The following is a 12,986-nucleotide window of genomic DNA, read 5'->3' as shown; positions in this document are numbered from 1 at the left end:
CATTATAGGCACGACCATTGTCTCGATGTGCCAGCAGGATCACAGTTTCCCCAGCGTTTTATGCTCTCTTCGAACCCTGCATCCCGTCACAAAAAATCATAAAACGTGCCAACCTCTCCATTTTATACCCCATGCCCATGCAACCTTTGCCAGGCGCCACTGTCATACTCCTGCACCATAACAACAATGCGTCCGGGGACTGGGCGCAAACAGGTTTGCAGGAACAATATGACCACCATCAGACAATGGCTGGGACCGGTTTGGCCCATCGCCGTCTTTTCATTGATCGCGCTCATCTCCCTGACCGTCAGCCGCCTTGGCCTGGGGCTCTGGCAACTGGAACGGGTGGATGCCGTCTCTGGCTGGCAGGAGATGCTGCTGCAAGGCATTCGCGTCGACGTCGCCACCCTCTGCTGGGTCTGGGGCGTACCCGCCGTCTTGACCCAGTTGCTGGCCGGGCCCCACGCGCCGGGGCGGCTCTGGATGCAGCTTATCCGGATCTGGCTCACCCTGGGGCTCTGGCTGATGCTCTTTCTCGAGATCTCCACTCCCGCCTTCGTCACCGAATACGGAGTGCGCCCCAACCGCCTCTATGTGGAGTACCTCATCTATCCGAAGGAGGTGCTCTCCATGCTGTGGGCTGGCCGCAAGGGCGAGCTGCTGCTGGCCGTGATCTTCAGCGGCGCCGTGCTGGGCGGTGGCTGGTGGCTGAGCGGCCGCCTGGTGCGTGACCTAAGCTTCCCCCGCTGGTACTGGCGCCCCGCCTTCGCCCTGCTGATCCTCGCCGTCGGCTTCCTCGGCGCCCGCTCCAGTCTCGGCCATCGCGCCCTGAATCCGGCCATGGTGGCCTTTGCCGACGATCCCCTGGTCAACGCCCTCACCGTCAACTCCGCCTACTCCCTCTTCTTTGCCATCAAGCAGATGGGGGCCGAGGAGGACGCCAGCCAGTTTTACGGCAAGATGGCTGACCATCAGGTACTCGAGATAGTCCGCGAGGAGAGCGGCCGCCCTCTCGGGGATTTCACCTCTGCCGATCTGCCAAGTCAGACCTTCAACACGGCCAGCTACCAGGGCAAGCCCAAAAACCTGGTGATCCTGCTGCAAGAGAGCCTGGGGGCCCAGTTCGTCGGCTCCCTCGGCGGCCTGCCGCTCACCCCGAACATCGATGCCTTGTCGAAAGAGGGTTGGGCGTTCGAGCAGCTCTACGCCACCGGTACCCGTTCGGTACGCGGCATCGAGGCGGTGCTCACCGGCTTCACGCCGACCCCGGCCCAGGCCGTGGTCAAGCTCGGCAAGAGCCAGACCAACTTCTTCACCATCGCCGACCTGCTCAAGCAGCGAGGCTATGACACCAGCTTCATCTATGGTGGCGAGAGCCACTTCGACAACATGCGCAGCTTCTTCCTCGGCAACGGCTTCACCACCATCGTCGAGCAGAAGGACTTCAAGAACCCGGTGTTCGAGGGATCCTGGGGCGCCTCGGATGAAGATCTGATGGCCAAGGCCAACGAGACCTTCGCGGCGCTGCACAAGGAGGGCAGACCCTTCTTCAGCCTGGTGTTCAGCTCCAGCAACCACGATCCCTTCGAGTTCCCCGACAACCGCATCGCCCTGTACGAGCAGCCCAAGCAGACCCGCAACAACGCCGCCAAGTACGCGGACTACGCCGTCGGCGAGTTCTTCAAGAAGGCCAGGGCATCGGACTACTGGCAGGACACCCTGTTCCTGGTCATCGCCGATCACGACAGCCGGGTCGGGGGAGCCAGCCTGGTGCCCATCCCCCGCTTCCACATCCCGGGGGTCATCCTGGGGGACGGCATAGCACCGAGAAAGGACCCTCGCATCGTCAGCCAGATCGACATGGCCCCGACCCTGCTCTCCCTCATGGGCATAAGTGCCGACTACCCCATGCTGGGCAAGGATCTCACCCGCATGCCCGCCGACTGGCCGGGGCGCGCCATCATGCAATACGACAAGAACTTCGCCCTGATGCGCGGCAAGGATGTGGTGATCCTGCAGCCCGAGCGGGCGCCGGAAGGCTTCATCTACGAGGATGCGACCGAGACGCTCACCCCGGCGCCGCAGCCGGGCGCCATGAAGGATGCCACCCTGGGGCTGGTCCTGTGGGGCAGCCTGGCCTATCAGCAGGGGCTCTACCGGACGGCGCAGGACAGCCGGCTGGCTCTCAACTGAGGAACCGCCCACAAAAAAACCGCCCTCGGGCGGTTTTTTCTTGCGGCTCGCCCCGTCAGGGGTGGGGGAAGCAGGGAAGCGAGCGGCTGAACCTGTGCTCGAACACCAGGGAGGTCTCGAGGTGCACCACCTCTTCCCGGGAGGTGAAGTGATCGAAGACGAAATTGCGCAGATGTTCGGTATCGGAGACGCACAGGTGCACCAGAAAATCATCCTTGCCGCCCATGTGGAACAGGCTGATCACCTCGGGCAGGGCCAGGATGGCGTCGCGAAACGCATCGATGATCTGGCGGCTGTGACGGGCCAGTTGCAGGGAGACCATGGCCTGGATGTGTCCGCCCAGGGCCTGGTAATCCACCTCGCAGTGCGCCCCCTTGAGCACGCCATCCTGCTGCAGCTTGCGCACCCGCTCCAGACAGGTGGACGGCGCCACCCCGACCAGGGCCGCCAAATCCTTGTTGGTCATGCCCGCATCGCGAAACAGATGGGCCAGGATGTCCAAGTCCAGTTGATCCAGGTTTCTCATCTTTACTCCTTGCATCGCTCGATTTTTTTAGACTCTGCCCGTAAACCGGGCCGAACACAACGCAGATTGACATCGCCTCCGGCCCCTCTATGCTGTGCCGCACCCGCGGGATGCCGATCCCGTTGACCCCGACCACCACGAGGAACCCCATGCTCAGTGCCCATCCCTTCTGGAGCCTGGACGTTCCACGGCTCGACGGCCAGCTCCTGCTCACCCCCTGCCCCGGCAGCCAGCAGGTCCCCATGGCCGACGCCCTTGCCCAGTTGCAGTTGGCCGGTGCCGGCGGGGTGCTGACCCTGATGACGGTGGAGGAGCTGGCCCTGTGCGGGCCCCTCTCTCTCGGGCAGCTGGTGCAGGCCAGAGGCATGAGCTGGTTCCATCTGCCCATTGCGGATGACGAGGCACCGGATGCCGCCTTCGAACAGGCCTGGCCCGGGGTGCAACCCCGACTGCTCGCCCTGCTACGCGAGGGACGGCACCTTGCCATTCACTGCCACGGAGGAAGCGGGCGTACCGGGCTGGCGGCCGCCCTGCTGCTGATGACCCAGGGGCTGCCCCAGCAGGAGGCCATGACCCTCATCCGGGCCAGACGGCCACGCGCCTTCACCCTGGCCTGCCACCGTCACTGGCTCGATACCCGTGGGCGGCGGCTGGCCGGAGCGGACTGATGGGCTCTATCCCTTGGGCTGCTGGTAGGTAAACACCTTGCCGATGTCTTCCACCTTGTAGCTGGTCAACTGGTAGACGTAATAGTTGAGCCAGTTGGAAAACAGCAGGTGACCGTGGCTACGCCAGGTGGCGCGCGGGGTCTGGCTTGGGTCGTTGTTCGGGTAATAGTTGACCGGAATGACGGGGGTGAGCCCGGCCGCCAGATCCCGCCGGTATTCCCCATCCAGGGTCAGGGCGTCATATTCCGGATGGCCGGTGACGAACACCTGGCGACAATCCTTGGTGGCGGCCAGATAGACGCCCGCCTCTTCCGACTCGGCGAAGATCTGCAGATCGGTGTGGGCGCGGATGAGATCCCCGTCGAAGGCCGCATAGCGGGAGTGGGGCGCCACGAATTCGTCATCGAAGCCGCGCAGCAGCGCCTCGTGCTCGTCGAGGCGGTGGTGGCGATAGACCCCGGAGAGCTTCTCGCCGTGGGTCTGTTTCTCCATGCCGTACAAGGCTTTCAGCGCCGCCTGCACCGCCCAGCAGAGGAAGAGGGTGGAGGTGACATGCTGATGGGACCACTCGATGATCTCGACGATGCGGGGCCAATAGACCACCTCCTCAAACTCTACCAGCCCGAGCGGCGCCCCCGTGATGATCATGCCGTCGTAGTTGTTGCCTCTCACCTGCTCGAAGTCGTGATAGAAATTCTCCAGGTGCGCCTGGGGCGTGTTTTTCGACTCCCGATCATCGATGCGCAACAGATCCACGTCCACCTGCAATGGCGAGTTGGAGAGCATCCGCATCAGCTGGATCTCGGTTTCTATCTTCTTGGGCATCAGATTGAGGATGAGCACCCGCAGCGGGCGGATGTTCTGGGTGACGGCCCGGGATTCCGTCATCACGAAGATGTTCTCCTGCCCCAGCACTTCGGCGGCGGGCAACTGGTCCGGGATCTTGATCGGCATGCTGACTCCCTGTACTGCATCGGTAAATATGTCTGGACATCTAGAAGCCTATAATAAAGCGCTCCCGCTGTCATCAGATACCTTTTGTATTCACCCCGCCCTTTGACTAGCATACGGCTCAGTGTGTCCCTCGTGCCCAACCCCATGACAGGAATCAAGATCTCCGTAGAACGGCTGCAAGTCGGCAATTATGTCTCCCTGCCTTTGGGATGGCGTGAGCACCCGTTTCTGTTCTCCAGCTTCAAGCTCAAGAGCGAAGAGGAGATCGAGCTTATTCGTCGCCTTGGCCTCAAGCTGGTGACCATCATTCCCGACAAGAGCGACACGCCGCCCAAGCCCCTCGGCCAGACCCAGCCCCAGGCAGATGAGGTTGAGGGGGAGGGTCTCGTCGCCCGCCAGGAGGAGATGCAGCAGGAGAAACTGCGGCGCATCGAGCAGTTGCAGCGCTATCGCCGCGACCTGCAGCAGTGCGAGAAACAGTTCCGCCAATCCCTGGCTCAGGTACGCAACCTGATGGGCAAGATCCAGTCCCGCCCCCTCAACGCCATCAGCGAGGCACAGGAGCTGATCAACGCCATGACGGAGCAGCTCCTCTCGGTGGACGAGATGGTGCTGCACCTGGTCTCCGACAGCGATGATGGCAACAGCTTGCAGTTTCACTCCCTCAACGTCAGCGTGCTCAGCATGCTGCTCGCCCGGGAGTGCAAGTTGCCGGCCGAGGCGATCCGTCAGGTCGGCATGGGGGCCCTGTTCCACGACATCGGCAAGCTGAGGATCCCGAGCCAGATCCTGCGCAAGACGGAGCCGCTGACCAAGCCGGAGCAGAACCTGATGGCCCAGCATCCCCGCTACGGCCTGGAACTGCTGGGGCTGGTCAGCGATTTTCCGGAAGCGGCCAAGCAGATAGTGCAGAACCACCACGAGTACCTGGACGGCACCGGCCCCCAGGGGCTCAAGGGCGATCAGCTCGATCCCCTCACCCAGATCGTCTCCCTCATCAACGAGTACGACAACCTCTGCCACCTGGAGGCCAAGGTGCCCTACGCGGCCCTCGGCAGCCTCTACAAGCAGCGCAAGTCCCAGTTCAACGCCGATCACCTCGGCATGCTGATCCGGCTGATGGGGGTCTATCCCCCGGGCAGCGTGGTGCAGCTCTCCAACGGCCAGGTGGGGCTAGTGATGTCGGTCAACGCCTCCCGCCTGCTCTACCCCGCCGTGCTGGTATACGACCCCCGCATTCCGCGCCAGGAGGCGGCCATCATCGACCTCGACGCGGCCGGGCTGACCATCGCCAAGGTGATCCAGCCCAAACGCCTGCCCCCGGCGGTGTTCGAATACCTCAACCCCCGCACCCGGATCAGCTACTACTTCGAACACGGCAAGCCCTGAGAGGGCTGGCCCCACCCAAGGAGTCCCCATGCGCATCGAGATCATCAGCACAGGCGACGAGATAGTGACCGGCCTGGTGGTGGACACCAATGCCGCCTGGCTCAGCGCCCTCTTGCTGGAGCAGGGCTGGCAGGTGCGCCGCCGCGCCACCGTGGGGGACAACCTCGCGGATCTGACAGCCGTGCTGCAGGAGAGCGCCAACCGCGCCGAGGTGGTACTGGTGTGCGGGGGGCTCGGCCCCACGGCGGACGACCTCACCGCCCAGGCCGCGGCCGAGGCGTTTGACCAGCCCCTGACCCTGTTCCCGGACTGGCTCGCCACCATGGCCGAACGCTATGCCAGCCGGGGCCGCACCATGGCCCGGAGCAACACCAAGCAGGCCTGGCTGCCCCGGCACTGCGAGATCCTCGACAACCCGGTGGGCACCGCCTGCGGCTTTGTGGTCCGCCACCCGGCCAGCCACGGCCAGAGCCGGCTTTTCTTCACCCCGGGCGTGCCGTTCGAGTTCAAGCAGATGGTGCGCGAACAGATCATGCCCCGCCTCAAGGCGCTGGCCGGGGAAGAGACCGACACCGAGCTGCGCCGTTTCTACACCTTCGGCGTCTCGGAGTCCGCCCTCAGCGACATGCTGGATGCGGCCCCCTGGCCTGCCGGCATCGAGCTGGGCTACCGCTCCTCCATGCCCCTCATCGAGCTCAAGCTCATCGGCCACGGTGCCAGCACCGCCGACATGGACGCCGCCGAGGCGAGGCTGCTTGCGGCCATCGCCCCCTGGCTGGTGGGACGTGGCAACGAGGCGCCTGCCAGCCAGATCCTGGCCCTGCTGGGGGAGCGGTCGCTGCACCTGCAGGAAGGGGAGAGCCGGGGCGCCCTGCTGGCCATGTGTCACGGGCACCCGGCCCTGACCGCTGGCTTCAGCCACACCCTGAGCGACGATCTGACTCAACTGGCGGTGCCCGCCGCCCCCCTGAGCCTCACCATAGGCCGTGCCGGGCCGGACGGCGTGCCGCTGCTGCTCTGCGCCGACGGGCAACTGCACGGCCAGACGCTCAGGGTCAGCCACCCGGATCCCGCGAGCGGTCGCCGGATCCTCGCCTTCGCCGCCCTCGACATGCTGCGCCGCCACCTGCTGGGGCTGCCGGTGCTCGCCGATTACCTCACCCTGACCCGAACGGCCACATGCCAGGAGGGCGCCCGGGGCTAGAAGTGAGCCAAACCTGCGCCACCATGGACCCAGTACCCGGCGAGCGCCAGGGTCAGCAGGCAGAAGGCCCTCTCGTAACCCCCGCCGCTCTTGAGGGGCAGGCCGGGCAGGCGAAAGCGCCGACGCCAGGGCCAGAGCAGGGGAATGCCCATGGGGGTGAGCCAGTCCCCCAGTAGATGGCTGAGATAGCCCACGATGAGGGCATCCTTCACCGCCCCCGACAGCAACCAGGGGGCTTCCACCTGGGCCAGCCCCCAGACCCCCATCCCCACCGCCAGCAGGCTGTGGGTGAAACCGCGATGGCCGAACAGCCGGGAGAGCGGCCCCGAGATCCAGGGCAGTTGCCGCCCGAGCAGGGAACGGGGGTGATCGAGATCCGGCAGCAGGGCGCTCGCCAGGGCCATGGGGACGATGTGCCACAGGCTGGCATCGGCCAGGGCCGGAGTCAGTTCGACCTTGTGGGCAAGCAGGACGCAGGTGACGGAAAATAGCAGGTGGCCTTGGGCGGTCATGGGGCTCGTTCGGTTGGACAGAAAAAGGGGCTGATCGGTGGCGACCAGGGTCCTCGCCCTGGGGCGGCGACAGATTAAAATCCTTCTCTTCCTGCCTGGCAAGGTGATTTGCATCGCCACCTTCAACGTGATGGACACTCTGGATAGCGAAAGCATAAAACGTCAGCATATTGCGCTAAAATACTGCAATGGAGCCCATGGCATGGCCGGCTCTGCCCCTCTCCCGTCAGCCGATTTTTCCTCAACCCGGCTCACCCATTTGCATTCAGATCGTTGACCCGGAAGGAAAAATACCCGAATACTGCGCGTTGGATCCGCCCCGGCGGCATTGGATGCCGGCAAGGAGAGGCCCCGGCATGGGGCAAACCGGACAGGGACAACGAAGGAGGGCCCGGTGTTAAGCAAAGCGTGGTTTCAGCTGTCGGCCGACATGAGCTATGTCTGCCTGCGCATCACCCCGGGCCTCACCGAGCCCATCCAGGAAAGCGACGTCCTGGCCCTGCTGCGACTCTCCAACTGTCGGCGCTACGAACCCCTCGGCGATGGGATCCGCGAAGCCGTCACCCTGCTCAACGCCCTCATCGCAGAGCCGGATGCCCCCGCGCATCCGCCAGTCCCCATTGCCCGGCGCCAGGATGCCAGGCTGCTCATCCAGGTGGACAAGGACCAGATGAGCGCCAGGGCGCAGATCACCGCGGACTGGGGTGGCCAGCCCCTGACCCTGGCCCAGTTGCAGGAGGCCCTGGCGGCCAGCACGGTCAAGCAGGGGGTGAGCGAGCGGCTGCTTGCCGCCGCCATCCAGGCAGCGGGTGAGGCGGCACCCGGTGTCCAGCTCAATCCCGTCATCGCCCTCGGCAAGGCCGCCAGGCACGGCCTGGATACCCGCCTGGAGCGGCTGGTGGAGACCGCAGCCGAGCGGATCCTAAAACCCCAGGAGCGGGATCACGGCAAGGTGGACATGCGCGACCTCGGTACCCTGCTCACCGTCAAGGCGGGGGCGTTGCTGATGCGCAGGCACCCCGCCACCCAGGGCATCGACGGCTTCACCGTGACGGGCCAGACCCTGACCGCCCGCCACGGCAAGGAGAGCGCCATGACGCCGGGTGATGGCACCTGCCTCTCCCCCGAGGATCCGGACCTGCTGCTGGCGACCCGCCCGGGGCTCCCCTGTCAGGAGCGTGCCGGGATGCGGGTCGACGAGGTACTCAACGTCAAGCAGGTCGACATCCGCCACGGCCACGTCGAGTTCGAGGGATCGCTGCTGGTCACCGGGGACGTCATGCCCGGCATGCGCGTCAAGACCAGCGGGGACGTGGTGATCGGCGGCTTCGTCGAGGGCGGCTACATCGAATCCGGCGGCACCATCACGGTGCGCAACGGCATCATAGGGCGCAAGCTGGCGGACGACGAATACCTCTGCCACCTCAACGCCGGGGGGGAGATCCACGCCAGCTATGCCCAGTACGCCAGGCTGGAGGCCGATGGCGACATCCATATCCTGAGCCAGCTCAGTCACTGCTATTGCCGCAGCGGCCAGGATCTCAAGGTGGGGGACAGCGCCATGCGCAAGGGGCACCTCATCGGCGGCATCAACATCGCCAACCGGCTCATCATGGCACCGGTGCTCGGAGCCTCGGCGGCCAATCGGACCCGGTTGCAGATCCTCGGTGGCTATTTCAGCCAGAAGGAACAGGAGCTGGCGCTGCGCCAGCGCAAACAGACCTGCGCCGAGCAGATAGACAAGCTGCAGGATCTCATCCTGCGGCTGCTGCAACTGCCCCGTGACAAGCGCAATCCCGAGACCCTGCAGAAGATCAAGGCGCTGCGCACCCGCCAGTTCGACGAGAGCAAGAGCCTGGACGAGCAGCTCGCCGAGGCGCAGCGGGAGCTGCAGGCGCTCATGGCCAACATGGACATCATCGCCACCCAGCGCCTCTTCCCCGGCGTCGAGGTGGAGATGGCCCATCACCACAACAGGGTCGACATCGAGCACGGCCCCATCCACTTCGCCATCCGGGAAGATCAGCTGCAACTGACCCCCTACCAGGGCCAGCGCTGAGGGGCAACGTGCCCCCGCTTCGGCAGGCGGCGTGATCCCGGCGGCGATTTTCGCTACACTCGGCCTCCCCATGGCCCCATCGGGCGGGCCGGCCAGACTCAGGTAGTGAGAAGATGTACAAGCTGATCGCATTGGATATGGATGGCACCCTGCTGACCCCAGAGGGCCGAATCTCCCCCCGCACCCAGGCCGCCATCGCGGCAGCCCGCGCCAGGGGCGTGACCGTGGTGCTGGCCTCCGGCCGCCCGCTGGAAGGCATGACCGCCGCCCTGACCGAGCTGGGCCTCACCGGCCAGGATGACTACGTCATCTGCTACAACGGCGCCCTGGTGCAGCAGGTGTCCGAGCAACGCATCATCCGTAGCCAGTTGCTGACCGGCAGCGATGCCCGTGCCATCGCCCACCTGGCCTGTGAGCTGGGGGTGAACATCCACGGCTTCTCCGTCCGCCAGGGGCTCATCAGCCCCAGGATCAGCCCCTACACCGAGCACGAATCCCGCCTCATCGGTCAACCCATCAACCTGGTGAACTTCGCCACCCTGCCCGACGACGAGCAGATCATGAAGGTGATGATGATTGACCCAGAGCCCCTGCTCTCCCGTGCCATCGCCCAGCTGCCCGTCGAACTCCACGAGCGCTATACCGTGGTGCGCAGCGCCCCCTACTTCCTCGAGTTCATGAACAAGCGCAGCAACAAGGGCACCGGCGTCGCCGCCCTGGCCGAGCACCTGGGGCTGGATGCCTCCCAGGTGATCGCGGTGGGGGATGCGGGCAACGATCACCACATGATCGCCTACGCCGGACTCGGGGTCGCCATGGGCAACGCCACCGACGAGATCAAGGCGCTGGCACAGCACACCACGGGGCGCAACGATGAAGACGGGGTCGCCCAGGTGATCGAACGTTTCATCCTGAACGCCTGAGTCGACAAGGGGCCCTGTGGGCCCCTTCTGCTATCCGGCCGCCCGGCCAGATGTTTAATATATCCACCATGAAATTTCTCACCGCACCAGCCCCCCCCCCTCAAGTCCCTTTAAATGGGACTCGCAGCCGTATCTCGACATCAATGGTTAACATAATTGCATCATTTTGTTTGACATATTGAACGGCCTTGGCAGACTGGAGACAGGATCCAGGCTGTCGTTGCCAAGGCTGACCGACGATTCTGGCACGCTGGCGCGACCCTGATCCCACGACCATGCCTTGAGGCATGCCCTTGCGAGCCGAGGCGGCAAGGGCCTTCCCAAGGCGCAGGATGAGACCGCCAAGGATAGCCAAGGTGACCTATGCCCAACCCCAGTTCCCATAACAAACCCGTCGTGCTGATGACCATGGGGGCCCAGACCCGCAGTGGCCACGCCTACCAGGTCATGACCCACAAATACATCAAGCCTCTGGTGGAGATCAGCGGCTGCGTGCCGCTGCTGGTGCCCACCTGCTGTGGCACCGAGGATCTGGAGCAGTATCTGGACCTCGCCGACGGGGTCTATCTGAGCGGTGCCGGATCCAACATCGATCCTGCCCTCTATGGCCAGGAGAACCTCACCCCGGAGAAGCCCCAGGACAGGGACAGGGATCTGTTCGATATTCCCCTGGTGCGCGCCGCCCTCGACCGTGGCCTGCCGATCCTCGGGATCTGCCGCGGCATGCAGGAGATCAACGTGGCCCTGGGGGGGGACATTCACCAGAAGGTCTATTGCGAGCCGGGTTATGACGATCATCGGGAGGATGCGGATGACCCGGTGGACGAGCAGTATGGCGAGAGCCATCAGGTCGAGCTGGTGCCCGGCACCTGGCTGGCCGAACTGATGGGGCAGCCGTCGATTCCGGTCAACTCCCTCCACGGGCAGGGGATCAAGACGCTGGCCAAGGGGCTGGCCCCCCTGGCCCATGCCGAAGACGGGCTGATCGAGGCGATCCACGCTCCCGCCCTCTCCCCCTTCCTGCTGGCGGTGCAGTGGCACCCGGAGTGGAAGGCCAGCGAGAACCCCCACTCCATCAAGCTCTTCACCGCCTTTGGCGACGCCTGCCGCCGATTCAGGCAGCAGGTCGGCTAGTCGCCGACCCCTTGCCCTTGAGCCTGGGCAGGGCCCCGTGCATCGGGGGCTGCCCAGAGGCATCCGACGTGGCGGGCCTGTGACCCCCCCACGCCATCAAGCTGCCCACTGCTTTCGGCGACGCCTCCTGCCCGTTCAAGCAGCAGAAGCGCTAGTCGCCAAATCCCTTGCCCTTGAGCTTGGGCAGGGCCCCGCGATCAGGGCGCAGGGTTCGGCAGACATCCAGCCCCTTGAGGCCCCGCTGGATATGGTCCGGGGCCTGCCCGAGCACCATGCCGTTGCCGCGATAGAGACGGGCATCCTCCAGCTCGAACAGCTCGCCGCCGATGAGCAGTTGCTCCCGGCCATTCACCACCTTGCCCCGTTTCAGGGGCAGGGTCATGTCCACCTGGATCTCGCCGGTGGCACACCCCTCGCGCCAGCGCGCCTCGTTGGAAAACGGGGAGATGGCGATCTCCCGCCAGGATCCGTCCCTGAACTCCATCCGGTAACGGTCTTGCACCAGATCGCATCCCGCCAGCACCACGGGGATCGCCAGCCAGATGACACCCTTCATTCCCTTCACGCCCTTGCTCCCTTGTTGTTATTGTCAGATATAGATCACGGAATCTGTCCCTCATCCCCAGCTCAGAGCAGCAGGGTGGCCAGATCCTGCAACTGCCCCAGCTCCACATCCGGCAGCAGCGACAGCGACTGCCAGGACTGACCGCTCTCGTTGAGCCAGGCGGCCCGAAAGCCGTGCAGCCTGGCCCCCAGCACGTCGGTCACCGGGTGATCCCCCACATGAAGGATGCGGCCGGGGGCCAGCCCCAGGGCCTCTTGCACCTGCACGAACATGTCGGGTGCCGGTTTCATTCTGGCTCCCGCTCCCGCCTTGCAGACCAGGGTGAAGTAGCCAGCCAGACCCGCCTGCTCCAGATCCAGGTTGCCGTTGGTGATCACCGCCAGCGGGTAGCGCGCCGCCAGACGAGCCAACAGGGCGTGAGTCGCCTCGCTCACCTCTATCTTCGAGCGCTCGGCCATGAAGCCGGTGAACACCGCCCTGGCCTGCTGCTCCGCCAGCCCGGGCTCCATGCCCCCCTGCACCAGAGCCTCGCGAATGCCCCGCTGGCGCGCCAGGCTGACGTCGTGGCTAAGCGCCGGGTGGTCCAGCAGCAACTGGCGCTTGAGCGCGAGCCAGCGCGGCTTGTCCAGCATGGCGGTAGCCAGGTATTCGCTGCGCAGGTGGTCCAGCATCCACTGTTCCGCCCGCGCGATGGCGGGGCCGTTGTCATAGAGGGTGTCGTCCAGATCGAACGAGATGGCGGCCACCGGCTGCCAGCGACGGTAAAACTGCATGGCTGTTCCTCTTTACTCCTCATCCTCTGGCGTTGCGAGCTCCCGCCTGACCCGGGCGACGTGGAGATTGTCATCTCCGCAGATCA

Annotated in this window: 12 protein-coding genes; 7 read left to right on the top strand and 5 right to left on the bottom strand. The window is 64.9% G+C overall.

Annotated elements, in window-relative coordinates:
• Positions 1 to 228 precede the first annotated feature (228 nt).
• Positions 229 to 2,193 carry an LTA synthase family protein gene (locus J9893_RS14460; RefSeq protein WP_143236989.1) on the top strand — a complete coding sequence of 655 codons (1,965 nt, stop codon included), beginning with the start codon at positions 229 to 231 and terminating at the stop codon, positions 2,191 to 2,193.
• Positions 2,194 to 2,248: 55 nt separating this feature from the next.
• Here J9893_RS14460 and J9893_RS14455 read toward each other — a convergent pair whose 3' ends face one another.
• Positions 2,249 to 2,719, bottom strand: coding sequence for an Lrp/AsnC family transcriptional regulator (locus J9893_RS14455; RefSeq protein ID WP_010672715.1), 471 nt, complete (start codon positions 2,717 to 2,719; stop codon positions 2,249 to 2,251).
• Between the two features lie 149 nt (positions 2,720 to 2,868).
• Between J9893_RS14455 and J9893_RS14450 the strand changes: the two genes are divergently transcribed.
• Positions 2,869 to 3,387: a tyrosine-protein phosphatase gene (locus J9893_RS14450; protein WP_010672714.1), complete on the top strand. Its 519-nt coding sequence runs from the start codon at positions 2,869 to 2,871 to the stop codon at positions 3,385 to 3,387.
• 6 nt (positions 3,388 to 3,393) lie between these two features.
• Here J9893_RS14450 and metA read toward each other — a convergent pair whose 3' ends face one another.
• Positions 3,394 to 4,341, bottom strand: coding sequence for a homoserine O-succinyltransferase (metA, locus tag J9893_RS14445; protein WP_010672713.1), 948 nt, complete (start codon positions 4,339 to 4,341; stop codon positions 3,394 to 3,396).
• A gap of 144 nt (positions 4,342 to 4,485) precedes the next feature.
• On the opposite strand from metA, the gene J9893_RS14440 reads away from it, so the two are divergent.
• Both J9893_RS14440 and J9893_RS14435 read left to right on the top strand, forming a co-directional pair.
• Positions 4,486 to 5,730, top strand: a complete 1,245-nt coding sequence (locus J9893_RS14440) for an HD-GYP domain-containing protein (protein ID WP_029313584.1) — start codon at positions 4,486 to 4,488, stop codon at positions 5,728 to 5,730.
• A gap of 28 nt (positions 5,731 to 5,758) precedes the next feature.
• Positions 5,759 to 6,934 carry a CinA family nicotinamide mononucleotide deamidase-related protein gene (locus J9893_RS14435; RefSeq protein WP_143236988.1) on the top strand — a complete coding sequence of 392 codons (1,176 nt, stop codon included), beginning with the start codon at positions 5,759 to 5,761 and terminating at the stop codon, positions 6,932 to 6,934.
• Here the strand turns inward: J9893_RS14435 and J9893_RS14430 are convergent.
• Entirely contained in the window at positions 6,931 to 7,446 is a 516-nt protein-coding gene (locus J9893_RS14430; RefSeq protein WP_010672710.1) for a metal-dependent hydrolase, read from the bottom strand. The two genes, J9893_RS14435 and J9893_RS14430, sit on opposite strands and share 4 nt — an antisense overlap.
• Positions 7,447 to 7,840: 394 nt before the next feature.
• Here J9893_RS14430 and J9893_RS14425 point away from each other — a divergent pair, with 394 nt between their 5' ends.
• The 3 genes from J9893_RS14425 (at position 7,841) to J9893_RS14415 (ending at position 11,562) form a co-directional block, all read left to right on the top strand.
• Positions 7,841 to 9,505, top strand: coding sequence for a FapA family protein (locus J9893_RS14425; RefSeq protein WP_328222101.1), 1,665 nt, complete (start codon positions 7,841 to 7,843; stop codon positions 9,503 to 9,505).
• A 113-nt stretch (positions 9,506 to 9,618) separates the two neighbouring features.
• Entirely contained in the window at positions 9,619 to 10,428 is an 810-nt protein-coding gene (gene yidA / locus J9893_RS14420; protein WP_143236987.1) for a sugar-phosphatase, read from the top strand.
• Positions 10,429 to 10,791: 363 nt separating this feature from the next.
• Positions 10,792 to 11,562, top strand: coding sequence for a gamma-glutamyl-gamma-aminobutyrate hydrolase family protein (locus J9893_RS14415; RefSeq protein WP_010672706.1), 771 nt, complete (start codon positions 10,792 to 10,794; stop codon positions 11,560 to 11,562).
• Between the two features lie 151 nt (positions 11,563 to 11,713).
• On the opposite strand, the gene J9893_RS14410 is transcribed toward J9893_RS14415, so the two are convergent.
• Together J9893_RS14410 and J9893_RS14405 are read right to left on the bottom strand one after the other, a co-directional pair.
• Positions 11,714 to 12,118 (bottom strand): hypothetical protein, encoded by a 405-nt coding sequence (locus J9893_RS14410; protein ID WP_143238281.1) that lies wholly within the window; start codon positions 12,116 to 12,118, stop codon positions 11,714 to 11,716.
• A 71-nt stretch (positions 12,119 to 12,189) separates the two neighbouring features.
• Positions 12,190 to 12,900, bottom strand: coding sequence for an HAD-IA family hydrolase (locus J9893_RS14405; RefSeq protein WP_043154052.1), 711 nt, complete (start codon positions 12,898 to 12,900; stop codon positions 12,190 to 12,192).
• Positions 12,901 to 12,986: the final 86 nt, after the last annotated feature.

The sequence above is a fragment of the Aeromonas sp. MaB10011B genome, from assembly GCF_017939325.1.
GTDB lineage: Bacteria > Pseudomonadota > Gammaproteobacteria > Enterobacterales > Aeromonadaceae > Aeromonas > Aeromonas caviae.
Note: the sequence above shows the minus strand (reverse complement) of the source record. Positions and strands in the feature narration are given on the sequence as shown.